General features: G+C 61.0%; 32 protein-coding genes. 21 read left to right on the top strand and 11 right to left on the bottom strand.

Features of this window, described 5'->3' with window-relative positions:
- Positions 1–14: 14 nt before the first annotated feature.
- On the bottom strand, positions 15–2,153 hold the full coding sequence (locus HX869_RS09940; protein WP_134326572.1) for a TonB-dependent siderophore receptor: 2,139 nt from the start codon (positions 2,151–2,153) through the stop codon (positions 15–17).
- 133 nt (positions 2,154–2,286) lie between these two features.
- On the opposite strand from HX869_RS09940, the gene HX869_RS09935 reads away from it, so the two are divergent.
- Positions 2,287–3,054, top strand: a complete 768-nt coding sequence (locus HX869_RS09935) for a helix-turn-helix domain-containing protein (protein WP_008432512.1) — start codon at positions 2,287–2,289, stop codon at positions 3,052–3,054.
- Between the two features lie 55 nt (positions 3,055–3,109).
- Here HX869_RS09935 and galU read toward each other — a convergent pair whose 3' ends face one another.
- On the bottom strand, positions 3,110–3,949 hold the full coding sequence (gene galU / locus HX869_RS09930) for a UTP--glucose-1-phosphate uridylyltransferase GalU (RefSeq protein ID WP_003212579.1): 840 nt from the start codon (positions 3,947–3,949) through the stop codon (positions 3,110–3,112).
- Positions 3,950–4,256: 307 nt separating this feature from the next.
- Here galU and HX869_RS09925 point away from each other — a divergent pair, with 307 nt between their 5' ends.
- The gene (locus tag HX869_RS09925) at positions 4,257–4,442 is read left to right on the top strand and encodes a hypothetical protein (RefSeq protein ID WP_003212580.1); all 186 of its coding nucleotides are present in this window, start codon (positions 4,257–4,259) and stop codon (positions 4,440–4,442) included.
- A gap of 144 nt (positions 4,443–4,586) precedes the next feature.
- On the top strand, positions 4,587–4,871 hold the full coding sequence (locus tag HX869_RS09920; RefSeq protein ID WP_003212581.1) for a hypothetical protein: 285 nt from the start codon (positions 4,587–4,589) through the stop codon (positions 4,869–4,871).
- Here the strand turns inward: HX869_RS09920 and HX869_RS09915 are convergent, their stop codons facing one another.
- The 4 genes from HX869_RS09915 to HX869_RS09900 form a co-directional block, all read right to left on the bottom strand.
- A complete protein-coding gene (locus tag HX869_RS09915; RefSeq protein WP_003212582.1) occupies positions 4,872–5,102 on the bottom strand; it encodes a hypothetical protein in 231 nt (76 codons plus the stop codon).
- Between the two features lie 63 nt (positions 5,103–5,165).
- Positions 5,166–6,089, bottom strand: a complete 924-nt coding sequence (locus tag HX869_RS09910) for a c-type cytochrome (RefSeq protein WP_003212583.1) — start codon at positions 6,087–6,089, stop codon at positions 5,166–5,168.
- Positions 6,086–6,736, bottom strand: coding sequence for a c-type cytochrome (locus HX869_RS09905; protein WP_256344302.1), 651 nt, complete (start codon positions 6,734–6,736; stop codon positions 6,086–6,088). The genes HX869_RS09910 and HX869_RS09905 overlap by 4 nt, the downstream gene beginning before the upstream one ends.
- A 194-nt stretch (positions 6,737–6,930) precedes the next feature.
- Entirely contained in the window at positions 6,931–7,287 is a 357-nt protein-coding gene (locus HX869_RS09900) for a hypothetical protein (RefSeq protein ID WP_178903026.1), read from the bottom strand.
- Positions 7,288–7,499: 212 nt separating this feature from the next.
- Between HX869_RS09900 and HX869_RS09895 the strand changes: the two genes are divergently transcribed.
- The 5 genes from HX869_RS09895 to ada all read left to right on the top strand — a co-directional run bounded on the left by HX869_RS09895 (position 7,500) and on the right by ada (position 10,588).
- Positions 7,500–7,802: a DUF1883 domain-containing protein gene (locus tag HX869_RS09895; protein ID WP_003212586.1), complete on the top strand. Its 303-nt coding sequence runs from the start codon at positions 7,500–7,502 to the stop codon at positions 7,800–7,802.
- A gap of 11 nt (positions 7,803–7,813) precedes the next feature.
- Positions 7,814–7,978, top strand: coding sequence for a hypothetical protein (locus tag HX869_RS09890; protein WP_166742130.1), 165 nt, complete (start codon positions 7,814–7,816; stop codon positions 7,976–7,978).
- An 82-nt stretch (positions 7,979–8,060) separates the two neighbouring features.
- Positions 8,061–8,777: a 2OG-Fe(II) oxygenase gene (locus HX869_RS09885; RefSeq protein WP_177023086.1), complete on the top strand. Its 717-nt coding sequence runs from the start codon at positions 8,061–8,063 to the stop codon at positions 8,775–8,777.
- Positions 8,767–9,447, top strand: coding sequence for a DNA oxidative demethylase AlkB (alkB, locus tag HX869_RS09880; protein WP_008432502.1), 681 nt, complete (start codon positions 8,767–8,769; stop codon positions 9,445–9,447). The genes HX869_RS09885 and alkB overlap by 11 nt, the downstream gene beginning before the upstream one ends.
- 76 nt (positions 9,448–9,523) lie before the next feature.
- Complete coding sequence (gene ada / locus HX869_RS09875) at positions 9,524–10,588, top strand: bifunctional DNA-binding transcriptional regulator/O6-methylguanine-DNA methyltransferase Ada (RefSeq protein ID WP_008432501.1); 1,065 nt, start codon at positions 9,524–9,526, stop codon at positions 10,586–10,588.
- A gap of 6 nt (positions 10,589–10,594) precedes the next feature.
- Here the strand turns inward: ada and HX869_RS09870 are convergent, their stop codons facing one another.
- A complete protein-coding gene (locus tag HX869_RS09870) occupies positions 10,595–11,179 on the bottom strand; it encodes an ABATE domain-containing protein (protein ID WP_087693903.1) in 585 nt (194 codons plus the stop codon).
- A gap of 176 nt (positions 11,180–11,355) precedes the next feature.
- Between HX869_RS09870 and HX869_RS09865 the strand changes: the two genes are divergently transcribed.
- From HX869_RS09865 to HX869_RS09835, 7 genes are all read left to right on the top strand, one after another.
- A complete protein-coding gene (locus HX869_RS09865; protein WP_177020091.1) occupies positions 11,356–12,234 on the top strand; it encodes an alpha/beta fold hydrolase in 879 nt (292 codons plus the stop codon).
- A gap of 110 nt (positions 12,235–12,344) precedes the next feature.
- Entirely contained in the window at positions 12,345–13,409 is a 1,065-nt protein-coding gene (locus HX869_RS09860) for a nitronate monooxygenase family protein (protein ID WP_178903025.1), read from the top strand.
- Positions 13,410–13,526: 117 nt separating this feature from the next.
- Positions 13,527–14,294, top strand: a complete 768-nt coding sequence (gene modA, locus HX869_RS09855; protein WP_256736759.1) for a molybdate ABC transporter substrate-binding protein — start codon at positions 13,527–13,529, stop codon at positions 14,292–14,294.
- A complete protein-coding gene (modB, locus tag HX869_RS09850; RefSeq protein WP_003212595.1) occupies positions 14,295–14,975 on the top strand; it encodes a molybdate ABC transporter permease subunit in 681 nt (226 codons plus the stop codon).
- Positions 14,975–16,060 carry a molybdenum ABC transporter ATP-binding protein gene (gene modC, locus HX869_RS09845; protein WP_178903024.1) on the top strand — a complete coding sequence of 362 codons (1,086 nt, stop codon included), beginning with the start codon at positions 14,975–14,977 and terminating at the stop codon, positions 16,058–16,060. The genes modB and modC overlap by 1 nt, the downstream gene beginning before the upstream one ends.
- 91 nt (positions 16,061–16,151) lie before the next feature.
- On the top strand, positions 16,152–17,180 hold the full coding sequence (locus HX869_RS09840) for a DNA topoisomerase IB (RefSeq protein ID WP_102369005.1): 1,029 nt from the start codon (positions 16,152–16,154) through the stop codon (positions 17,178–17,180).
- Positions 17,181–17,257: 77 nt separating this feature from the next.
- Complete coding sequence (locus HX869_RS09835; protein WP_003212598.1) at positions 17,258–17,962, top strand: YoaK family protein; 705 nt, start codon at positions 17,258–17,260, stop codon at positions 17,960–17,962.
- Positions 17,963–18,103: 141 nt separating this feature from the next.
- Here the strand turns inward: HX869_RS09835 and HX869_RS09830 are convergent, their stop codons facing one another.
- Complete coding sequence (locus HX869_RS09830) at positions 18,104–18,457, bottom strand: hypothetical protein (protein ID WP_087693907.1); 354 nt, start codon at positions 18,455–18,457, stop codon at positions 18,104–18,106.
- A 109-nt stretch (positions 18,458–18,566) separates the two neighbouring features.
- Between HX869_RS09830 and HX869_RS09825 the strand changes: the two genes are divergently transcribed.
- The gene (locus tag HX869_RS09825) at positions 18,567–18,827 is read left to right on the top strand and encodes a hypothetical protein (protein WP_003212600.1); all 261 of its coding nucleotides are present in this window, start codon (positions 18,567–18,569) and stop codon (positions 18,825–18,827) included.
- Between the two features lie 152 nt (positions 18,828–18,979).
- Here HX869_RS09825 and HX869_RS09820 read toward each other — a convergent pair whose 3' ends face one another.
- The 3 genes from HX869_RS09820 to HX869_RS09810 form a co-directional block, all read right to left on the bottom strand.
- Positions 18,980–19,291, bottom strand: coding sequence for an AzlD domain-containing protein (locus HX869_RS09820; protein ID WP_008432487.1), 312 nt, complete (start codon positions 19,289–19,291; stop codon positions 18,980–18,982).
- A complete protein-coding gene (locus HX869_RS09815; protein WP_003212602.1) occupies positions 19,288–19,983 on the bottom strand; it encodes an AzlC family ABC transporter permease in 696 nt (231 codons plus the stop codon). Before HX869_RS09815 ends, HX869_RS09820 begins: the two co-directional genes overlap by 4 nt.
- A gap of 72 nt (positions 19,984–20,055) precedes the next feature.
- Complete coding sequence (locus HX869_RS09810) at positions 20,056–20,271, bottom strand: hypothetical protein (RefSeq protein ID WP_003212603.1); 216 nt, start codon at positions 20,269–20,271, stop codon at positions 20,056–20,058.
- 177 nt (positions 20,272–20,448) lie between these two features.
- Between HX869_RS09810 and HX869_RS09805 the strand changes: the two genes are divergently transcribed.
- From HX869_RS09805 to HX869_RS09785, 5 genes are all read left to right on the top strand, one after another.
- Complete coding sequence (locus HX869_RS09805) at positions 20,449–20,805, top strand: metalloregulator ArsR/SmtB family transcription factor (RefSeq protein WP_003212604.1); 357 nt, start codon at positions 20,449–20,451, stop codon at positions 20,803–20,805.
- 18 nt (positions 20,806–20,823) lie between these two features.
- Positions 20,824–22,107, top strand: a complete 1,284-nt coding sequence (locus HX869_RS09800) for an arsenic transporter (protein ID WP_003212605.1) — start codon at positions 20,824–20,826, stop codon at positions 22,105–22,107.
- A gap of 13 nt (positions 22,108–22,120) precedes the next feature.
- Complete coding sequence (locus HX869_RS09795; protein WP_087693911.1) at positions 22,121–22,591, top strand: arsenate reductase ArsC; 471 nt, start codon at positions 22,121–22,123, stop codon at positions 22,589–22,591.
- Between the two features lie 80 nt (positions 22,592–22,671).
- Positions 22,672–23,463, top strand: coding sequence for an AraC family transcriptional regulator (locus tag HX869_RS09790; protein WP_023658815.1), 792 nt, complete (start codon positions 22,672–22,674; stop codon positions 23,461–23,463).
- Between the two features lie 74 nt (positions 23,464–23,537).
- On the top strand, positions 23,538–24,149 hold the full coding sequence (locus HX869_RS09785) for a LysE family transporter (RefSeq protein ID WP_177035511.1): 612 nt from the start codon (positions 23,538–23,540) through the stop codon (positions 24,147–24,149).
- The last annotated feature ends 43 nt before the right edge of the window (positions 24,150–24,192 follow it).

Genomic DNA, 24,192 nt, shown 5'->3' with positions numbered 1-24,192 from the left:
CAGAGGTCAGCGCCTTACCAGCGATACGTCGCGCTGGCCTGCAACGAACGGGTTGCGCCCCAGTAGCAAAGGAAACCGTTGCTGCAGTAGGCCAGGTATTCCTTGTTGAACAGGTTGCTGGCGTTGAGGGCCAGGCGCCAGTTCTGCACGTCATAGTGCGCCGCGGCATCAAACAGCGTGCGCGATGACACCTCCAGCGTGTTGTCGGCGCTGCCGTAGCTCGGCCCGAAGTAGCGCGCACCCGCCGCGAAACCGACGCCCTGCAGCGGGCCGTCGTGGAAGGTGTAGTCCGCCCACAGCGAGGCACTCTTGCCCGGGATGCCGGTCGGGTGTTCGCCCTGGTCGCCGTCATTGGATTTGAGGATGCGCTGGTCCATCCAGGTGTAAAAACCGATCAGGCTGAGGTTCGAGGTGACCTCGGCATGGGCTTCCAGCTCGATGCCGCGGGAGCGGATTTCGCCTTTCTGCGTGGCAAAATTGGGGTCGACATCGTCGGTGGTCAGGACGTTTTGCTGACGCAGGTCGAACACTGCCGCGCTGTACAGGCTGCGGGAGCCCACAGGCTGGTATTTAACGCCGGCTTCGTACTGCTTGCCGGTGGTCGGCACAAATGTCGCGCCCAGCCGGTCAGTGCCCAGTTGCGGCTGGAACGATTCGCTGTAGCTGACATACGGCGCAACGCCGTTATCAAACACGTAGCTCAGGCCCGAACGCCAGGTGAGTTTCTCGTCGTGCTGGCGCGTGTTGCTCAGGTTGGCGCCGGTCAACGCGCTGTCCTGATTGTCGTAGGTACGCGCCCAGTCTTGCCGCACACCGATCAGCCAGCGCCAATGGTCGAAGCTGAGCTGGTCCTGCAGGTACACGCCAAACTGGCTCTGGGTGGTGTATTGGTTGATGGACACCGGCACCCTCGGCAAGGCGCTGAAGTCGGGGTTGTAGATATTGATCGCACTCGGGAAATACTGACCGCCCCGGTTGATGGTCTGCAACAGCCGCTGGAAGTCCGCCCCCATCAGCACAGTGTGCTTGACCGGGCCGGTGCTGAAGTCGGACTGCAACTGGTTATCAAGGGCGAACTGGCCAAGGTGCTCATGATTGACGTTGGCCCACAGCGGCGCGGTGGCAAGGTTGGCGTCCAGCGGCCCGGTGAGGGAAGTCTGGTAGTAGTCGACGTCATCATGCATATAGCGCAGGTGCTGGCGAAAGCTCCAGGTGTCGTTGAACCGGTGGCTGAACGCGTAGCCCAGGGAAAACTGATTGCGCTTGAAGCGATCGCGGTCCGGGTCGCCCAGGTAATCATCGGGGCGCAAGCGCCCATTCGGGTTGTGCAGCGCGGTGCCATACGCGGGTACCGGGTTGAACAGCCCACCTTCCGGGTCGTATTGATAGTTGGCCAGCAGGGTCAGGCTGGTGTCGTCGTCGATGTTCCAGGTGATGGCCGGCGCGATGGCGATGCGCTGGTCCTTGATGTGATCGGTCTGGGTATCGGCCATGCGGCCCAGCCCGGTCAGCCGATAGGTCACATCGCCCTGCTCGTCCAGGCGCCCGCCAAAATCGAAGCCGGCCTGATAGCGGTTGTCATTGCCCACGCTCATTTGCAACACGTGCAGTGGCTCATCCGTCGGCCGCTTGCTCTGCATGTCCACCAGGCCGCCCGGCCCGCTCTGGCCGTACAGCACGGAAGCTGGCCCGCGCAACACGTCGATGCGCTCCAGAAACCAAGGGTCGACCCGAGGCGTAGCGAACCAGGTCGTGCGATTGAGCTTGAGCCCGTCGAGGTAGGAGTCGGCATCGAAGCCGCGAATGCTCAACTGGTCAAACCGCAGGTCGTTATCCTGGGAGTAAACCCCTGGTGTGTAGCGCAATGCCTGGTCGACGGTTTGCGCCGCCTGGTCATCCATCTGCTGGCGGCTGACCACCGAGATCGATTGCGGCGTTTCCACGATCGGCGCGCCGGTTTTGGTGCCCACGGTGGTGTTGCGCGCCACATAGCCTGGCACCACGCCGTCTGCCGGCTCGGCCTCGGCGGCTGTCACCGCGGTGTCCTTCAACACGATGGGCGCGTCATCGGCCCACACAACAGGAGCAAGCGCCAACACCACCAGCGCCAGCCTGGAAAGGTAAAACGGAGGAGAAGACAACGCACCGGACATGACGATTCCTTGAAAAGTCTTTTTGTTAATCGTTCTTATTTAATATTGAATCGCGTTAAAGATCCGGTCATTCTTCTACGCGCACGGGTCAATTAATGACCGTTCCAACCTACATCTCAGGAATCATTCTTGATTGGACAACATCTGGCGTAAACGCTTTGGGGCGCCCGCTCGCAGCACCAGCGAGGAATTGCGGGTTCGGGCCCATGACTATGTCGATGGCGCACGGGAGATTTGGCACAGCCATGAATATGGCCAACTGGTGCACGCCACCCAAGGCGTGATCCGGGTGCTGACCCGCATGGGCGCCTGGACCGTCCCGCCGGCATACGGCTTTTGGATTGCGCCGGGTGTCGACCATGAATTGCACATGGTCGGTGAGGTTGCGATGCGCGCACTGTACGTGGAAAGCGATCAATTACCCACGGCGTGGCAATCCTGCCGATTGATCAGGGTAGAGCCACTGCTGCGGGAGCTGATTCTGGGCATGCTCGCACCCGACGCCCACACTGCCCTGCTCACGCCATTGCTGCTGCACCAGTTGATATCCGCGACTCAAACCGAAGGCTGCAGCCTGCCATTGCCCCGGGACAAACGCCTGCTCAGTGTGTGTGAAATGCTTCTGGAAGACCCGGCGAACCCGGCCACCCTGGAAGACTGGAGTGAATCCATCGGCGCCAGCGTGCGCACCCTGCGCCGGCGGTTTCGGGATGAAACCGGGCTGAGCTTCAACCAATGGCGCCAGCAGCTACGGATTGCCGAAGCCGTTTGCCAGTTAGCCCAGGGCCGACCATTGGGGGCTATTGCACGGGACATGGGCTATGCCAACGGCAATGTGTTTGGTGCAATGTTCAAGCGGGTACTGGGCGAAGCCCCCAGCCGCTATTTGGGCAAGGCATAAAAAAACCTGCGGTCTTTCGACTCGCAGGCTTTTTCAACGGGCTGGCAACGATGAATCAGTAAGCCTTGCCAGTCTTGTAGAAGTGCTCGTAGCAGAAGTTGGTCGCTTCGATGTAGCCTTCAGCGCCACCGCAGTCAAAACGACGACCCTTGAACTTGTAGGCAATCACGCAACCGTCTTTTGCCTGCTTCAGCAGGGCGTCGGTGATCTGGATCTCGCCACCCTTGCCTGGCTCGGTTTCTTCGATCAGCTTGAAGATGTCAGGGGTCAGGATGTAGCGGCCGATGATCGCCAGGTTCGACGGAGCATCTTCCGGCGCTGGCTTTTCAACCATGTCGCGTACGCGGATCAGGCCATCACCGATATCGTCGCCGGCAATCACGCCGTACTTGTTGGTTTCCTGAGGATCGACCTCTTGAACCGCGACGATGGTGCAACGGTACTTCTGGTACAGCTTGACCATCTGGGTCAGGACGCCGTCGCCTTCCAGGTTTACACACAGGTCATCGGCCAGTACCACGGCGAACGGTTCGTCACCGATCAGCGGACGACCGGTCAGGATCGCGTGACCCAGGCCTTTCATTTGGGTCTGGCGGGTGTAGGAGAACGAGCACTCGTCGAGCAGCTTACGGATGCCGACCAGGTATTTTTCCTTGTCGGTGCCCTTGATCTGGTTTTCCAGCTCGTAGCTGATGTCGAAGTGGTCTTCCAGGGCGCGTTTGCCACGGCCGGTCACGATCGAGATTTCGTTCAGGCCGGCATCCAGTGCTTCTTCCACGCCATACTGGATCAGTGGCTTGTTCACCACCGGCAGCATTTCTTTGGGCATGGCCTTGGTCGCTGGCAGGAAGCGAGTGCCGTAACCGGCTGCTGGGAACAAGCATTTCTTGATCATATGAGTCCTTACAAAGGGCTGTGCGTACGAAATTCGGCGCAGTCTAATCAGGCCGCAGTCACCTTACAATGGGTCCTGCTGGCGTTGCGATGTCAACATAGAGAAAAAATGTCGGCGTAAGTTCCGCCGGCATTCAATCAAGTACCTTCGCCGCTGTTAGAAATCGTCGGCTTGTGCCCGTCATTCAAAGGGCTCCAACCTTTTTAGCATGCTTTATGGCGATCGGCACTGACCTGCAACAACTTGCGCCGCCCCACGCCGTTTGGCGCTATCATTACGCCCTTGAACCAGACAACGAGATTGATAGATGTCAGAACCAAAAGGCGTGAACGGCTACCTGATCACCAAGCGAGCGGACGGCTGGCACTTGATCAACTTCCATGGCGACAGCGTTGCCGGCGCATTCGCGACCGAAGCTCAAGCCTGTGCCGTGGCCGAAGTGTTTGTGGATGAAGCCGGCCACGCGTCGAGCAAGCGTCCGAAAACCAAGTAACAACGCGGTAACGCCAATCAAGCCTCGTTTGACGGGGCTTTTTTGTGTTTGTCTGTACGTTGATGGCGGTTCGCTATAATCTCGCCTGTAACGCCCCACGACAGTGTCAGCGCTCCCCTCCAACACCCTGATGACGACTCCTACATGAACAAGATCCTGGCACTGATTGCGGTACTGGCGCTTACAGGTGGCTGCACCACCACTTCCGACACGGTCCTGAAGAACGGCGAACAAGGACTGGCCATCGACTGCTCCGGCGAAGCCAACTCCTGGGCCAGCTGTTATGAAAAGGCTGATGCGTCCTGCGCGGGCACCGGCTACCGGATTGTCGGCACCGAAGGCACACCGGCCCTGAAAGAAAGCGACAAGACCCTGGGCAAGGATGTCGGCAACTACAAGACCCGCAGCGTGACGGTGGTCTGCAAATAATTACATGTGAATTTCGGCGAACTTGATGCCCAGGCCGCGAATGGTCTCGATCAAGTCGTCCAGGCGGGAGAAGGATTCGACTTCATCCTGGTCATCCACCAGGAAGTAACTGCGACCGCCGCTCTTCTTGAAGAACACGATCCACTCGCCCGTATCCGCGGGATTTTGAATCACATGGGTCGCAGAAATATGCCCCCCTGCATGCTGTTCCCTGACTTGCTCACGTTTCATGACTGAGTTTCCGAAAAGACAATGCCGCTGATTCAGCGGCATTTTTTATGGGTTATCGACAGTTTAACGGATGCCTTGCCCGATCAGTACGCCATCGACCGTCTGCCCGTAAAGATTGACGCCGTCATTGGCGTGGAACTTCACCCGGGTTTTCTCCACGGAGCCGTCCACGAGGCGCGGGTCCTGAGGACGCTCGTGACGGTTGACGTAGGCCGCCACGTCCCAGGCTTGCTGGTCGGTCAGGCTGCCGCCCTGGCCCAGGGGCATGTTGTGCTTGATGAAGGACGCTGCCGTATTGATTCGATGCATCCCGGCGCCCCAGTTGTAGGAGTCTTTACCCCAGAGCGGCGGCATCACGTAGTTGTCGCCCACTTTCTGGCCCTGGCCTTCGGCGCCATGGCACACCGCGCACTGGCCCTTGTAGACCTCTGCGCCCTGGGCCAGGTCGTAACCCTTGGCGGGTGCCGGCACGTCCGGGTAGCCACGGCCCGGCAGTTCGACGCCCAAGGGAGCCTTGCTCGCCAGCCAGTAGGCATACACCGACAGCGCGGTAATCTCCGGGCTGTCTGCAGCCGGTGGCGTGCCGCCATTCATGCTGAACTGGAAACAGCCCTGCAAACGCTCGGCGAAGGTGTTGACCTTGTCGTTCTTTTTTCGATACGCCGGGTACATCGGGTAGGCACCCCACAGCGGCGCCGAATTGGCCAGGCGACCCTGGTCCAGGTGGCAATTGCTGCAATTGAGGCCATTACCGACAAATTGCGGCGCCAGGCGCTTGGTGTCGACAAACAGCGCGTAGCCCTGTTTCACCAGCTTGCCGTAGGCGTTGTCCGGCAGCTCGCTTTCTTTGGGCGGCTGGAACTGCACGGCAGCCCCATGAGCGCCGGCTGGCTGCAACTGTGACTGGTCTTCCATGGCAATAGGGGCGGCATGGACGGGTACGCCGATCAGGCTTCCCAGCAGCGGAGCAAACAAGAAGCGCTTCATGGCTTGGCCTCCTGGCCGCTCAACGAGGCAAAATAGGTGGCCACGGCCTGCACTTCTTCAGCGCTGAGGGATTTGGCGATATGGCCCATCAGATCATTCGGATCGTTATGGCGCGTGCCGCTGCGCCAGGCGTTCAACTGCGCCGCGAGGTAGGCCGCAGATTGTCCGGCCAGGGGTGGAAACCCGTCGCCGACGCCCACGCCGGCCGGGCCATGACAGCTGACACAGGCCGGAATCTGGCGCTCCCACGCACCTTGCAGGGCAATCTTTTGCGCAGCGTCAGTAGGCATCTCGCTGCGGTGCACCGGCACAGGTGCGGGCGCAGGCATTGCCGCCAGCTGCCGGGTTACAGCGCTGACTTCCTCTTCCGTGAGGGCGTTGGCCAGTGGCTGCATCACCGGGCTGTTCCGGGCGCCACTTTTAAAATCGTGCAGTTGCTTACGCAAATACCCCGCCGATAAACCGGCCAAACGCGGAAAACCCGCGGCTGCCAGCCCCAGGCCATCAGCCCCGTGGCAGGCCACGCACGGCGCAGCTCCCGGCTGCGAGCCGCCCTGCATATAAACGTTTTTCCCCTCCAGCGCGTGGGCATTGCCCAACATCAGCAACAACGCGCTACCCATCAGAACTCGTTCCAGAGACATCATCACGACTCCATTTTTATAGTTATATGCTTAGGCGAATTAGGCATAAGCCTACAAATGGTAGGGCAATGGCCCGATCGCGACAACACTCATCCGCGAGTAAAGGACGGCGTACTGAACATCGCGCACAAAAAAGCCCGACGCTGCGGCAGCAGGGACGGGCTTCTTGATCGGATTCGAGGTGGGCGGCTACAGACTCAGCCGGAAATGCACGCTTCCCCCGCAGCCTTCACGTCACCTGGACGAATAGGCACATTGGACATGCTCTCGTAGAGCTTGATACTGCTCCCGCTGGAGCGCTCTTCAATTTCAAAAATGGCCGACGGGTCGGCAGAAAACTTCTGCGGTACGATAACTTGAACACCATCCTTGTGAGGCTCGATCTGCGAAGGCCTGCGGGTTTTAGACAATTTCTGGACAACGCACGCCGCGTATTCCTGTGGTTTTTTCCCGGAGATCACTGCCAGCGTTGGTGGGGTCTGCTTGATATCCGCCACCGAAGCACATCCACCCAACGCCAGGGCCAGGGCCAGAACCAACACACTCCACTTCATATAAAAACCTCCGATAAAGACCCTACGACAGCGAAGAAGGTATTTTTCTCCCGCCCACGTAGGATTTATCCCTGATAACTCGGTAAATAACTGTTTTAAATTGTCGAAGTCGTCGACGACGGTCCGATAATAAACGTGCTGGGGCTGATAAACTCCATCTTAACCTACGTATCGTTCTGATTTTTCAGAAAAAGCCCTTCTGGAGACACCTTATGAAATTCATCCACCAGCGTGAGCACCTCAATGAAGGAGATATTGTCGTCATTGAATGCTCGCAAACCTGCAACATCCGCCTGATGAGCGATGCCAACTTTCGCAGCTTCAAGAACGGCGGCCGCCATACTTACCACGGCGGCGCGTTCGACAAGTTCCCGGCAAAAATCACTGCGCCCAGCACCGGGTTCTGGAACATCACCCTGGACGTCGTGACCCGCCGCGCCATCAGCGTGACCAAAAAGCCGACCTTGTCCCACAAGATCCGCATTGTGCGCCGCACCAATTCGAAACTGAGCTGACAGGAATGCCCGTGACTACCACCAAATATGTGATCAAGTACAAACTCAACGGTGAGCGCCGCTTCGAGTTCGCCCAACTGCAAGCAGGCAGCGTGGAGGAAGCCAAGGAAGCCCTGGCGAAAATCCACGATGCCAGCGATGAGATTACCGACATCAATGTGAGCAAGGCGCTGTAATTCGAGCGCAAGCATCGGAGTGTTCTGACGCCGACGACTTTCTAGACTGGCAGCCCTAATGCGCTGCCACAGGAACTTGTCGATGCCTTCCACTCCACTGCATGAACGCCTGGCCAAGCTGGACTGGGCCGCCATCGAGCAAGCCCTCGATGAACAGGGTAACGCACTGATTCCGGCCCTGCTGGATCAGCAGGAATGCGCTGAACTGAGCGGCCATTACCCCCGACCCGAACTGTTTCGCTCCCATGTGATGATGGCCAGGCACGGCTTTGGCCGGGGCGAATACAAATATTTCCGCTACCCGCTGCCAGCGCCGATCTGCGCGCTGCGTGAACAGCTGTATGGGTTCCTGGCGCCCCAGGCCAATCGCTGGAACGAACAGATGAACCTGCCGATCACCTATCCGGTGCACCATGCCGACTTCATTGCCCGCTGCCACGCTGCCGGGCAGCAACGCCCTACCCCGTTATTGCTGCAATACGGCCCAGGCGACTACAACTGCCTGCATCAGGATCTGTACGGGGAACATGTGTTTCCCCTACAAGTAGCCATCCTGTTGTCGCAGCCGGGAGAGGACTTTCGTGGCGGGGAGTTGGTGCTGACGGAGCAGCGGCCAAGAATGCAATCCCGGGCCCAGGTCGTCCCTCTTAACCAGGGTGACGCGGTAATTTTCGCGGTCAATCAGCGACCCATGCCGAGTGTGAGGGGGTTTCATCGGGTGACCTTGCGCCATGGGGTCAGTGTTCTGCACAGTGGTACCCGGCATACCTTGGGAGTGATTTTTCACGATGCGCAGTAAGACCCTTCCCGGATCAACCGCCGATTTGTTCGCCGATGAGGCGCTGCAACAGCCCCCGGGGCGCGAGCAAATCGGTGAACAATCCTACGTCCTCAGGGGCTATGCCCTGCCCTGGGTCGAGCGTTTGCTACCGGAACTGCGACGGGTATTGGCTCAATCGCCCTTCCGGCAAATGGTCACGCCCGGTGGTTTTACCATGTCGGCGGCGTTAAGCAGTTGCGGTGAATTGGGCTGGACGACCGACTCGACCGGTTATCGCTACTCCCCGATTGACCCGAATAACCAACAACCCTGGCCAGCCCTGCCGGCCGCATTGCGCGAACTGGCCGTGATGGCCGCAGCAGATGCAGGTTTCGACGATTTCGAGCCGGATGCCTGCTTGATCAACCGCTATGTGCCAGGCGCGAAAATGTCCCTGCACCAGGACAAGAACGAGCGGCGCTATGCCGCCCCGGTGGTCTCCGTGTCATTGGGTTTACCGGCGATCTTCCTGTTCGGCGGCCATGAGCGCAGCGACAAGACGCAAAAAGTCTCGCTGTTCCATGGCGACGTAGTGGTATGGGGCGGCGTGGACCGCCTGCGCTTTCACGGCGTGATGCCGATCAAGCCCGGCACGCATCCGGTCATGGGGCCGCAGCGCATCAACCTGACGTTTCGCACGGCCGGATGAATTTGACCGCAAGCATCGGAGTGATGGGAATGCCCCACGGGACTAACCTGGCATTCTTCAACCAGGAGCCACCACCATGACCGCGCGCCACGCCACCGAACAAGACCCCCGCTGGGCCGCGATTGTCGCCCGTGACGCCAAGGCCGACTTGACCTTCGTCTATGGTGTGAAAACCACCGGTGTGTACTGTCGCCCCAGCAGTTCCGCACGGCGCCCGCGCCCGGAGAACGTCGAGTTCTTCGACACCCCGCAACAGGCTGAAGCGGCGGGCTACCGGCCCAACAAGCGCGCGTCGGGGGACCAGACCCAGGTGGCCGCACGCCATGCGCAACTGGTGGCAGCGGCCTGTCGGCACATCGAACAGGCCGAAACCCTGCCGCCCCTTGAAGATCTGGCCGCCCTCGCCGGCTTGAGCCCGTTCCATTTTCATCGGGTGTTCAAGGCGGTGACCGGCCTGACGCCCAAGCGCTACGGCAGCGCTCATCGCTCGCGCAAGGTACGGGACGGCCTCAAGGACCAGCACTCGGTGACCGATGCGCTGTACGACGCCGGCTTCAATTCCAACAGCCGCTTTTATGAGGCTGCCGACCAATTGCTCGGCATGAAGCCCCGCGACTACAAAGCCGGCGGCACCAACACGGATATTCGCTTTGCCGTTGGCCAATGCTCGTTGGGCGCCATTCTGGTGGCCCAGAGCAATCGCGGTGTGTGCGCGATCCTGCTGGGGGATGACCCGGACAAACTGGTGCGCGACCTGCAGGACCAGTTTCCCCGCGCCAATCTGCTGGGTGCCGATCACGACTTCGAACAATTGATCGCCCAGGTGGTGGGCTTCATCGAAGCGCCGGCCCTGGGCCTGGACTTGCCCCTGGACTTGCGCGGCACTGCGTTTCAGGAACGCGTGTGGCAAGCCTTGCGGGAAATCCCGGTGGGGTGCACCGCCAGCTACGCCGAGATCGCCCAGCGCATCGGCGCGCCGACCGCCTATCGCGCCGTGGCCCAGGCGTGTGGTGCCAACAGCCTGGCGGTGGCGATTCCCTGCCATCGCGTGGTGCGCGCCGACGGCAATCTGTCGGGCTACCGCTGGGGTGTCGAGCGCAAGCGGCAGTTGCTGGAGCGCGAAAGCCCGGCAGAATCCTGAGGACGTCTACACCAGTTTGCGCTTGCGAAACTCGGCCACCTTATGCCGATTGCCACACAGCGCCATGCTGCACCAGCGGCGCTTGTGGCCCTTGGTGCGGTCGTAGAACCACAGCACGCACTCGGGATGTTCGCAGGTGCGGACCAGGCCGAAATCCCCTTCCACCAGTAACGTCGCGGCGGCTTCGGCAATCGGCGCCAGGAACTGCTCGGCAGTCTGCACCTTGCGCTGGCGCTCCAGCCGCAACTCGCCAGGCGCCGGCCAAGCCAGTTGCGGGTGACTGACCGCCTTGCGCAGGAACGCATTCAGCGCGCCGGGATCGCCCTGCTGGCCGGCCTTGCGCTGTTCCAGTAACACGCGGATCACTTCCCGCAATCCCCGCGCCGCGCCCAGCAGTGCCCCCTCCTCAAATACCGGTACTGCGCCCTCCTCGGCCCAGCCAAGCCGCACCAGCCAGCGCTCGACATCGGCATCGCCTTGCCAGAATTCAAAGGGCACACCGTCGACATTCGCCCGGGTATTGAGCATGTCCAGCACGGGATGATCAGCCAGGACGTAGGGTTCCAATGGGGATGGGGTGATGGCGGGCATGGCGAATCCTCTTCAAGTCCGCGCCATCGTAACCGCTGATTTTGCTTTTGAATAGTTACTAAATTTGCTAATAAGTAACCCAATAAATTAATTTGACAGGTTACATTTTCAAGCGCAGCCTGCAAAACGAGTAACCCGACAAATCAATTTAACCAGTTACGCAGAGGACTCCGATCATGTCGATTTCAGCCCCGGTTGTTCGCTATCAGCACGTTGATGCCGATGGTGTGCGCATTTTCTACCGTGAAGCCGGCGACCCCTCCGCGCCGGTGTTGTTGCTGCTGCATGGCTTTCCCAGTTCGTCCCATATGTACCGTGACCTGATCCCGCTGCTTGCCACCCGTTACCGGATCATCGCCCCGGACTTGCCAGGCTTCGGCTTCACTGAAGTCCCCGCCGAACGCAATTACCACTACAGCTTCGATAACCTGGCGATCACCGTTGGCCACTTCGTCGAGGCCCTGAACCTCAGTCGCTATGCCCTCTATGTGTTCGACTACGGCGCACCGGTGGGCCTGCGCCTCGCCGTGGCCCACCCGGAACGGGTCAGCGCGCTGATATCGCAAAACGGCAATGCCTACCTGGAAGGTTTGGGTGACGCCTGGGCTCCGATCCGGGCCTACTGGGCCGAGCCGAGCCAGGCCAATCGCGAGGTGATTCGCAACGCGGTCATCAGCCTGGAAGGCACGCGTTATCAGTACCTGCATGGCGTGTCGCAACCGGAGCTGGTGGCGCCGGAGTCCTACATGCTCGACGTGCTCCTGATGCAGCGTCCCGGCAATGACGAGATCCAGTTGGACCTGTTCCTCGACTACCGCAACAACCTGACGCTGTACCCGGCGTTCCAGGCGTTTTTCAAGGCCACGCAAGTTCCGGCGCTGGTGATCTGGGGCCAGAACGATCCCTTCTTCATCCCGCCGGGCGCCCATGCCTACAAAGGCGACAACCCCAATGCCGTGGTGGAATTACTCGACACCGGCCACTTCGCCCTGGAAACCCACGCCGCGCACATTGCCCAGCGGATTCATGCAGTACTGGGTGACGCCATCAACTGATAACCGCCCATGAAACACTGGATTCGTCCAGTGAATAATACAGACTGGCCTGGTGCTGCCTGGCCCTGCTAAAACGACGGAACAGCATTCCACCGTTGGAGAAGCGTCCCATGAGCACCTGGCCAGACACCCGAATTCTTGACCTGCTGGGCATCGAGTTACCGATCATTCAGGCGCCCATGGCCAATGCCACGAGCACGGCCATGGTGATTGCGGCCAATCAGGCCGGCGCCCTCGGTTCGATGCCGGCGGCGGCGCTCAGCATCGAGCAACTGCGCGAAGCACTCACCACGATTCGCCAGGCCAGTTCGCGGCCGCTGAACGTAAATTTCTTCTGCCATCAGCCACCGACGCCGGATGCTCACCGCGACCTTCAGTGGAAGAACCTGCTGGAAACCTACTACCGTGAGCTGGGCGCCGATTTTGACGCGCCGACGCCCGTCTCCAACCGCGCACCGTTCAACAACGCCGCCTGTGAAGTGGTGGAAGAATTCCGCCCGGAAGTGGTGAGCTTTCACTTCGGCCTGCCGGAAAAATCCCTGCTGGACCGGGTCAAGGCCACCGGGGCGAAAGTGCTGTCGTCGGCTACCACCGTCGAAGAAGCCATCTGGCTGGAACAGCACGGATGCGATGCAATCATCGCCATGGGCAACGAAGCCGGTGGCCATCGCGGGATGTTCCTCAGCGACGACCTGAACAGCCAGATCGGCACCATGGCGCTGGTGCCACAGGTTGTCGATGCCGTGCGCGTGCCGGTGATTGCGGCCGGCGGCATCGGGGATGCCAGGGGCATTGTCGCGGCCTTCGCCCTTGGCGCGTCAGCGGTGCAGATTGGCACCGCGTACCTGTTTACCCCCGAGGCCACCGTCTCGAAGTCACACCACCACGCCTTGCGCACTGCCCAGGCCAGTGAAACCGCGCTGACCAACCTGTTCACCGGGCGCCCGGCGCGGGGCATCATCAACCGCGTAATGCGTGAGTTGGGCGCGATCAACCCCACGGCGCCGGCGTTCCCGCTGTCCGGCGGTGCGTTGATGCCGCTCAAGGCCAAGGACGAAGCCGGCTTCAGCAACTTGTGGTCGGGCCAGGCGCTGCGCCTCGGCAAAGACATCTCCAGCCATGACCTGACGCTCGAACTGGCCGCGCAAACCCTGGAAAAACTCGGCCGACGCTGAACCTGAACTCCCGGGACAACTTTGCGCTGTACCGGCAGCGGCCAACCGCTATATATTCCCATACATAGCGGTAGTCCCCCTCTGCCTAACAAGCCGCAAACCCCAAGGAGCTTCTTGATGATGATTCGCGCCTCACGCCTGGCCCCCACGGCCCTCGCTACCCTGATCGCCGCGTTTGGCTTCTCCTCGGCGAATGCCGATGAAGTACAGGTGGCCGTGGCTGCCAACTTCACCGCACCGATCCAGGCGATTGCCGCCGACTTTGAAAAAGACACCGGCCATAAACTGGTCGCTGCCTACGGCGCTACCGGCCAGTTCTACACCCAGATCAAGAACGGCGCGCCGTTTGAAGTGTTCCTCAGCGCCGACGACACCACCCCGCAGAAGCTCGAAGCCGAAGGCGACACCGTCAAGGGCTCGCGCTTCACCTACGCGATCGGCACCCTGGCGCTATGGTCGGCCAAGGAAGGCTACGTCGATGCCAAGGGCGAAGTGCTGAAGAAAAACCAGTTCCAGCACCTGTCCATCGCCAACCCGAAAGCCGCGCCTTATGGCCTGGCCGCCACCCAGGTGCTGGCGAAGGAAGGCCTGACCGAGAAGGTCAAGGACAAGCTCGTTGAGGGCCAGAACATTACCCAGGCCTATCAGTTCGTCTCCACCGGCAACGCCGAACTGGGTTTTGTAGCGCTGTCGCAGATCTACAAGGACGGCAAAGTCACCAGCGGTTCGGCCTGGATCGTACCGTCTTCGATGCATGACCCGATCAAGCAGGACGCGGTAATCCTCAACAAGGGCAAGGACAGCACCGCCGCCAAGGCCCTGGTTGAATACCTCAAGGGTCCGAAAGCCGCCGCGGTGATCAAGTCCTACGGTTACGAGCTGTAAATGCCGCTGTCGAGTGCCGATTTTTCCGCGATCTGGTTGACCCTGAAACTGGCGTCGCTGACCACGGTCATCCTGCTGATCATCGGCACTCCGATAGCCCTCTGGCTGTCACGCACCCGCTCGTGGTGGCGCGGCCCCATTGGCGCGGTGGTGGCCTTGCCGTTGGTGTTGCCACCCACGGTGATCGGCTTCTACCTGCTGCTGACCATGGGCCCCAACGGCTACTTCGGCCAGTTCACCCAATGGCTGGGCCTGGGCACCCTGACCTTCAGCTTCGCCGGGCTGGTGATTGGCTCGGTGATCTATTCCATGCCGTTTGTGGTGCAGCCGTTGCAAAACGCCTTCTCCGCTATTGGCACTCGCCCGCTGGAAGTGGCCGCGACCTTGCGGGCCAATCCCTGGGACACCTTTTTCACGGTGATCCTGCCCCTGGCGCGCCCGGGGTTTATCACCGCGTCGATTCTCGGTTTTGCCCACACCGTCGGCGAGTTCGGCGTGGTACTGATGATCGGCGGCAATATTCCCAACAAGACCCGGGTCGTCTCGGTGCAGATCTACGACCACGTCGAAGCCATGGAATATGCCCAGGCCCACTGGCTGGCCGGGTCCATGGTGGTGTTTTCTTTCCTGGTGTTGCTGGCGCTCTACTCCAGCCGTAAAACCAAGGCGGGCTGGAGCTGATGTCGATGATCGAGGTACGCCTGCAACTGAAGTATTCCGGGTTTGCCCTGGACGTCGACCTGCACCTGCCCGGTCGTGGGGTGACGGCGCTGTACGGCCATTCCGGCTCCGGCAAGACCACCTGCCTGCGTTGCATCGCCGGGCTGGAGCGGGCTGAAGAGGGTTTCGTGCAGATCAACGACGAGGTCTGGCAAGACAGCCGCAAAGGACTGTTCGTGCCACCCCACAAACGCGCCCTGGGCTACGTGTTTCAAGAAGCCAGCCTGTTCCCGCATTTGTCGGTACTGGCCAACCTGGAGTTCGGCCTCAAGCGCATCCCGCGCCAGCAACGCCGGGTGGAGATGGCCCACGCCACCGAGTTGCTGGGCATCGGCCACCTGCTGGACCGCCATCCGCAGCACCTTTCCGGCGGTGAGCGCCAGCGCATCGGCATCGCCCGCGCCCTGCTCACCAGCCCGAGCCTGTTGCTGATGGATGAACCGTTGGCCGCGCTGGACAGCAAACGCAAAAGCGAGATCCTGCCGTATCTCGAACGCCTGCATGACGAACTGGAGATTCCGGTGCTGTACGTCAGCCATGCCCAGGACGAAGTGGCGCGCCTGGCTGATCACATCGTGTTGCTCAGTGACGGCAAGGCCCTGGCCAGCGGCCCCATCGGCGAAACCCTGGCCCGGCTTGACCTGCCCATGGCCCTGGGCGACGACGCCGGCGTGGTGATCAACGGAACGGTCTGCGCCTACGACGCGCACTACCAGTTGCTCACCCTGCAATTGCCCGCGAGCCAATTGCAGATGCGCGTGGCCCATGCACCATTGGCGCTGGGCAAACAGTTGCGTTTCAAGATCCAGGCGCGGGACGTCAGCTTGAGCCTGCAGGCCGAGGAACACAGCAGCATCCTCAATCGCCTGCCGGTGACGGTGACCCAGGAAATCCCGGCGGACAACGCAGCCCACGTGCTGGTAAGCCTGGACGCCGCCGGCACGCCGCTGCTGGCGCGCATCACCCGTTACTCGCGGGACCAGTTGCAGCTGCATCCCGGCCAGACGCTGTGGGCGCAAATCAAGGCGGTGGCGGTACTGGCTTGACTGCCCGACAGCTGCTATGGGGGAGCAAACTTGTTGGCACGACCGCAAAACCCTGCGGTCAATCAGAAATACCTGCCAAGGAATTTGCGCCATGCCCGATCCTGCGTTGCTTGCCGACCTGCCCCGCGACCTGCATTACGTCGACGATACCCAGCCCGGGATCTCCCGCAAAAAGCTGCGGGGCAAATTCCAATACTTCAAGGCCGACGGCACACGCATAACCGATGCCGACGAAATCAAACGCATCAACGCACTGGCAGTGCCGCCGGCCTATACCGATGTGTGGATCTGCGCCGACCCGCGCGGCCATCTGCAGGCCACCGGGCGGGATGCCCGGGGGCGCAAGCAGTACCGCTACCACCCGCGCTGGCGCGAGGTGCGCGACACCGACAAATACTCCCGGCTGCAACAGTTCGGCAGCGCGCTGCCCAAGTTGCGCAAACAGTTGGAAGCACAGATCGAGGCGCCCGGGTTCAATCGGGAAAAGGTCCTGGCCACGGTGGTGCTGCTGCTCGACGCCACCCTGATCCGCGTCGGCAATACCCAATATGCCCGCGACAACCGCTCCTACGGCCTGACCACCCTGCGCACCCGCCATGTGGATATCAAGGGCAGTGAGATCCTGTTCCAGTTTCGCGGCAAGAGCGGCATCGAGCACCAGATCAGCGTCAAGGACCGGCGCCTGGCCACGGTGATCAAGCGTTGCCTGGAGTTGCCGGGGCAGAACCTGTTCCAGTACCTGGACGAGAACGGCGAGCGCCATACCGTCAGTTCCACCGATGTGAATGCCTACCTGCACACCCTGACCGGCGCGGATTTTACCGCCAAGGACTACCGCACCTGGGCCGGCAGCGCCCTGGCGCTGGCAGTGCTGCGCGAGCTTGAGTGGCAGCCGGAATCCGACGCCAGGAAACATGTGGTGGAGATGGTCAAGAACGTTGCCAAGCAACTGGGCAACACGCCGGCGGTGTGTCGCAAGTGCTACATCCACCCGGCGGTGCTGGAGCATTTCAGCCTGGGCGAACTGGCGAAACTGCCCAAGCCCCGAGTGCGCAAAGGCTTGAAGGCCGAGGAAGTCGGGCTGGCGATGTTTCTGGAGCAACTGGCCGAACGCCTGTAAGTGCGCCAAGTCATTGCAGCGGAGCACGAAGCGCCCTACGGTAGTGGCCGGATAATCTCACCGAGGAACCCGGCCCCATGCTGCCTTCATCCCTGAAGCCCTACACCAACGCCGCCTTGCTGCATCGCCACAAATGGCGCGGGCGTGTCGGGTTGCTGCTGGTGGCCAGCCTTTCCGTGCTGGCGGGCATGACCGATGCGATTGGTTTCATGGCCAGCGGGGATTTTGTGTCGTTCATGAGCGGCAACACCACGCGCCTCGCCGTGGCGATCAGCGAAGGCGACCTGGGCCTTACCGGGCGCCTGACGTTGCTGGTGGCGACGTTTATCGCCGGGAATGCGCTGGGCGTGATGGTCAGCCGCGTCAGCCGGCGCCACGCCCTGCCCTTGTTGCTGTGCATCGCCACCCTGCTGTGCGGGGCTGCGGCCTGGCCGTTTGCCGATCAATTGCCGGCGTTGCTGGCAGCGATCATCGCCATGGGCATGCTGAATGCCGCCGTCGAAGAAGTGAACGGGTTGCCCGTGGGGCTTACCTATGTCACCGGGGCTCTGTCACGCTTTGGTCGCGGACTGGGCCGCTGGATGCTCGGTGAACGCCGCAACGGCTGGCGCGTGCAACTGATCCCGTGGGCCGGGATGTTTGTGGGTGCGGTGATCGGTGCGTTGCTGGAGCACCACATGGGGATTCGTGCGCTGCTGGTCAGCGGGGTGCTGTCGGCGCTGTTGGGGCTGGTGTCGCTGAAGATTCCGCGGCGCTGGCACCTGGGGTACATGCCCCGCTAGAAAACAGTTGCCCTCCCGACGCTCCGGCCTCGACATCCCTGTACCGGTAAAGAGCCGTCACGCCGGGTGAGCGGGAAAATACTAAAACAATGCCTGCGGGACTGTCCGCAGGGCATTTCTGAACTTTTCTAACGGAATGGATTACAGGCAGGTCGCCAGTGCCGCCAGGCGGCGCTTGGCCGGATAGTCATCCTGGGCCGCGTAATAGTTGACGGAGGCGCCGGCGCCGGCACTGCGCACGTCGACAAAATAGTCACCTGCCGTGGTGTAGATGGTGAAGCCACCAGCCTGTGCAGGCTCCATGAAACCACCGGCATCCACCCCGAACACCGCTTCATCCTGCCAGCCGAACTGGATGCACTGGGCAACCACCAGCGGAGCCTTGTCCGAGGCCAGGGTTTTGTAGGGCGCGCCGGTACGCGCCTCTTTCATCTTCGAGCCCGCGCAACCGGCCAGCGATGCCAGGACCAAAGCGCCAATTACCACCATCCGCATACCGAAGCTTCCTTGGAAAAAACGCGACTGTACCATTAGCAGGCGACACCGAAGGATTATTGCGTCACCCTGCCGCCTACTTACGAACCCGCTTTTACCCGGAAACCCCATGACACCCAATGCCGAGCGCTACAACCCCTCCACCGACTACGCCGACAAGCTGATCAGCCGCATCGGCCAGACGCCTTCGTGGATCGCCAAACGCATCGGCGTGACCGACAAGCGCATCCGCTACATCCTTGACGGCGAGCGCACCGTGAAGGGCGAAAGCACCCCGATCCAGATGACCTACACCGAGCAATTTGCCCTGGAATGCCTGGCGGCCGAGGCGAAAGCCAACAAGAAAGCCGCCGCCCCGGTTATCGAATAGCTGACAGATTCATGAACTTTGTTTCACTGTGAAGGAAGACCTCGCCGCCTATAGTCGGCAGGCTCATTTTTAAGAAGTCTCCCTTCCAGCCTGCCCTCCCGCAGGCTTTTTTTTGCCTTGGTTTTGCTCCCCCCGTAGCAGGAGTTTGTTGGTCAGAGCAGCCAGCGGAACAGATAGAACAGCGCCATGCTCAGCAACACGGTGATCAGCACGCTACGGGTCCAGAACATCAACGCCACGGCGCTGATTCCGGCCAGCAGGTAGGGGTTGCCCACACTCAGGTTGAGCTTGTGATCAGCCAGGAAAATGATCGGGCCGCAGATGGCGGTGAGCATCCCCGGTACGGCAAACCCGAGAAACTCCCGCGCCCCGCGATTGAGGCGCACCGGCAGGCGCGGCTCGAGAAACAGGTAGCGGTTGAGAAACACGATCAGGCCCATGCCAAAAATCATCACGAAGATCATTGCTGCCCTACTCCCAGCCGCTTGCAGGCAAACCCTGCGCTCATCCCCAACACACCGGACACCACCACCGCCGATTCCCAGTGCAGGTAGCTCAGCCAAACCGAGCACAGCAACGACACGGCTACGCAGACGATGGTCGGCACGTCGCGCACTACCGGGGTGATCAGGGCGATAAAGGTCGCTGCGATCGAGAATTCCAGGCCCAGTTGATCCAGCCCGGGAATGCTTTTGCCGAGCACGATGCCGGCGAAGGTAAAGACGTTCCAGATGATATAGAACGTCAGGCCGACGCCCAGGGCGTACCAGCGATTGAAGGTCTGGCGGTCGTACTGGCTGACCAGGGCGAAGAATTCGTCGGTCAGCAAAAAGCCCAGGCTCATGCGCCACCGTGGCTTGAGCGGCGACAGCGTGGGACGCATGTGCATGCCGTAGAGCAAATGCTGGGAGGTCAGCAGCAAGGTGGTCAGCAGGATCGAAATCAGGCTGGCGCCGCTCTTGACCATGCCGATGGCCACCAATTGTGCGGCACCGGCAAACACGATGGTCGACAGCCCCTGGGCTTCCAGCGGCGTGAATTGGGCATCAATTGCAGTCGAACCGGCCAGCAATCCCCACGGCGCACACGCCAGGGACAATGGAATGATCGCAATCGCGCCACGGGAAAAGGCGTTCAGAGGCAGAGCGTTAGGCATACACAACAAGCTCATCGACAGTCAGTCGACAAGCATGCCAGCGGTATCAGGGATTGTCTTGAACGATCGTGCTCAAGCCAGTTTGACCGACACCCGCTCCACCGCGTCCCGGGCTTCGCGCAGTTCGTGGGCGTCCTGGTTGAGCCGGTGGATGGTATTGAGCAGGCGCTGGCGCAGCACTTCATCGCTGAGCTTTTCGACGGCGCGCATCAGGTCAAACGCCGCGGTTTCGTTATTGTCCGCGACGGAATCCAGGGTCTTGCGCAGGTTGCGAGTGGCACGGGTCACACGTTTTCTTCCTTCATCACCAATGGGCAGGCACTTTAGGACATTTGTGTTTCAGTTTAATTTCAACCACTTGTCATCGATTGTCGGGCACTTGACGCAGGTCAATCGAAACAAGGTTTGACCAATACATATGGAAATCCGTATATTCGAATTTCCATATGTATCAAGGCACTGACCATGTCAGATCTTTTCTCCCCGCCCAACGTCTTCAAATGCCTGGCCGACGCCACCCGCGCCAGGCTGACGTTGTTGATCCTGCGTGAAGGCGAACTTTGCGTGTGCGAATTGATCCATGCTCTGGACGACAGCCAGCCGAAAATCTCCCGCCACCTGGCGCAACTGCGCAGTTGCGGGTTGCTGCTGGACCGTCGCCAGGGCCAGTGGATTTATTACCGCCTCAACCCGGCCTTGCCGGAGTGGGTGACGGCAGTGCTCGACACCACCCTGCAAGCCAACCAAGCCTGGTTAAAAACAGACGCCCAGCGTCTGGAAACCATGGGTGACCGACCACAACGGGCCAGCGCCTGCTGCTGATCCTGCGGAGAGCTTTTCATGCTTGTTGCCGTTGCTATCTTTCTGTTCACCATCATTTTGGTCATCTGGCAGCCCAAGGGCCTGGGCGTGGGCTGGAGCGCCACGATGGGTGCGATCCTGGCCCTGGCCTGTGGGGTTATCAGCCTGGCCGACATCCCGGTGGTGTGGCACATCATCTGGAACGCCACCGGGACCTTTGTCGCGTTGATCGTCATCAGCCTGCTGCTGGATGAGGCGGGCTTCTTTGCCTGGGCTGCCTTGCATGTGGCGCGCTGGGGCCGTGGGCGCGGTCGGCGACTGTTCGCGTACATGGTGCTGCTGGGCGCGCTGGTATCGGCTTTGTTCGCCAACGACGGCGCGGCGCTGATCCTCACGCCCATCGTGATGTCGATGCTGTTGGCGTTGCGCTTTTCCCCGGCAGCCACCCTGGCGTTCGTCATGGGCGCCGGGTTTATCGCCGACACCGCGAGCCTGCCGCTGGTAGTCTCCAACCTGGTGAACATCGTCTCGGCCGACTATTTCAAGATCGGCTTCAACGAATACGCCGCAGTGATGGTGCCGGTGAACCTGGTGAGCGTCGCCGCGACCCTCGCCGTATTGCTATGGTTTTTCCGCCGGGACATTCCGCAAACCTACGACCCGGCCGACCTCGACGACCCTGCCAGTGCGATCCACGACCGCGCCACCTTCCGCGCCGGCTGGTGGGTGCTGGGCATCCTGCTGGTGGGCTGCTTTGCCCTGGAACCGCTGGGTATTCCCATCAGCGCAATTTCTGCCGCCTGCGCCATATTACTGCTGGTGATCGCCGCCAAGGGCCACAAAATCTCCACCCGCAAGGTGCTGAAGGAAGCGCCCTGGCAGATCGTGATTTTCTCCCTGGGCATGTACCTGGTGGTCTACGGCCTGCGTAACGCCGGGCTGACCGACTACCTCGCGACCTGGCTCGACACCTTCGCAAGCTATGGCGTATGGGGCGCGGCCTTGGGCACCGGTGTACTCACCGCGCTGCTGTCTTCGGCGATGAACAACCTGCCAACCGTGCTGATCGGCGCGCTCTCCATCGAGGCCAGCCACGCCGTGGGCGTGGTCAAGGACGCGATGATCTACGCCAACGTGATCGGCAGCGACCTCGGCCCCAAAATCACCCCTATCGGCAGCCTGGCGACCTTGCTCTGGCTGCACATCCTGGCACGCAAAGGCATCACCATCACCTGGGGTTACTACTTCAAGGTCGGGATCGTGCTGACCCTGCCGGTACTGTTGATCACCCTCGCCGCCCTGGCCTTGCGCCTGAGTTTCTGACGGAGTTCGCTTGATGAAAGTCCTGTTCATGTGCACCGCCAACAGCTGCCGCAGCATTCTCTCGGAAGCCTTGTTCAACCATCTGGCGCCGGACGGTTTCCAGGCCATCAGCTCCGGGAGCTTCCCCAAGGGCCAGGTGCTGCCACGCAGCCTGACCACGCTGAAAGCCGCCGGCATCAGCACCGAAGGCTTGTACAGCAAGGGCAACGACGCCTTTGAAGGCAGCCCGCCAGACATCGTCGTCACCGTATGCGACAAGGCTGCTGGAGAAGCTTGCCCGGTGTATTTCGGCCCGGCCATGAAGGCACATTGGGGGTTGGAGGACCCGTCGGATGTTCAAGGCGATGAAGCCCAGGTCGACGCCGCGTTCCGCGCCACCCTGGAAATCATTGAACGGCGCTGCCGGGCTTTTTTCGAGATTCCGTTCGCCAGCCTCAGTCCCATCGAAATCAAGGCCGAGCTTGATCGCATCGCCACGCCGTAACCGAAGAGCCGGGCGAGTAGTCGATCTGAAGGTCTTTTCCGGCGTATGCTCGCGGGCAACGGTCACAGCGAGCCCCCTCAATGAGTTCCATGCAGCACGCCTGGCTGGGCAACTACGAAGTCAGCAGCACCGCCTGCACCGGCCTGACATTTGCCCGCCACAGCCATGATGAATGCGTGATCGGCGTCAACCTGCTCGGCGAGGAACAGGTGTGGCTGGATCGTCGCACCTTCGAGGCCGGCCCCGGCAGCATCACCCTCTACAACCCGGGGCAGATTCAAGGCGGAGGCGCGGCCGAAGGGCAGCCGTGGCGGTTTGTCAGCTTGTATGCGACTGCCGAGCAATTGGCGGCTGATCTGGGTCTGGCGCACCTGGAGTTCGACCGTTCGCTGTGCTTCCAGCCGGCGTTGGCGATGAAACTCGCCGGGGCGATTGAAGGTGCGTTGAGTGTCGATCCGCTGGCCCGTGAGCTGAGTGAGGAAGCCCTGGTGGTGCTGCTCGGCGAAGTCGTCGGTTGCAGCGGCGTCCGCTTGCCTGGCAGCACTGCGGTGGGACGCGGGTTGGTGATCAAGGCCCAGGAATTGCTGGCTGAAAACCTGCACCAGGCGGTGGCACTCGAGACCCTTGGTGACGAGTTGGGCCTGTCGAAATTCCATCTGCTGCGGGCTTTTCAGAAAGAAACCGGGCTGAGTCCACGCCAGTGGGCGATGCAACTGCGTACCCGGCGCGCCAAGGGGCTGTTGCGCTCAGGCGTTGCGGCGTCGCAGGTTGCCCATGCCTTGGGGTTTGCTGACCAGAGCCATCTGAATCGGCATTTCCGGGCGGCCTACGGGATCACACCGGGGCGCTATCAACGCGTGCTCAAGGGCTGAAAAGCGCAATCTGGTTCAAGACGACTTACACACCCTTCCCTAAAATGCCGGCCATCACTTGAAGGAAGGCAGGCATGTTGACGATCTTTTTTTCGGCGCTGGTGTTTGGGTTTGTGTTTTGCCTGTCGCCGGGGGCGGTGCTGGCGGAGACGCTGCGCCGTGGGCTGCTGCATGGGTTTACCCCTGCGCTGTTGGTGCAGATCGGTTCGCTGGTGGGCGATGCCGTGTGGGCGGTGATCGGGCTTACGGGCATGGCGTTGTTGATCCAGCATGAGTCGGTGCGGGTGCCGCTGACGGCCGTTTGTGGGCTGTATCTGGCCTGGCTCGGGATTCGCAGCCTGATGGATGCCTGGCACTTGCCAGAGGCCGGGAGTGCGCCGCCCAGGTCCGGGCAGAATGCGCTGGTGGTGGGGGCGGCGATTTCCCTGGCCAATCCGAAGAACATTGTCTATTGGGGGGCGCTGGGGAGTGCGTTATCGGGGATAGTCGGGGCGGCGCCTAGCCATGGGCAGACGTTGATGTTTTTTGCGGGGTTTATGCTGGCGTCGGTGTTGTCGTGCTTTTTGATTGCGGGGTTGGTCAACTTGCTGCGGCGGAATGCTTCGCCCATGTGGCAGAGGGTTAGCTATGGGGCTTGTGGGGTGGTGCTGCTGTATCTGGCGATGTTGGCGTTGCGGGGGATTTGAGGGGGCATATCCGTTATTTGGGTAACGGCGGCCTATGGTTCCG

This window comes from Pseudomonas sp. P7779, assembly GCF_013386315.1.
GTDB lineage: Bacteria > Pseudomonadota > Gammaproteobacteria > Pseudomonadales > Pseudomonadaceae > Aquipseudomonas.
Note: the sequence above shows the minus strand (reverse complement) of the source record. Positions and strands in the feature narration are given on the sequence as shown.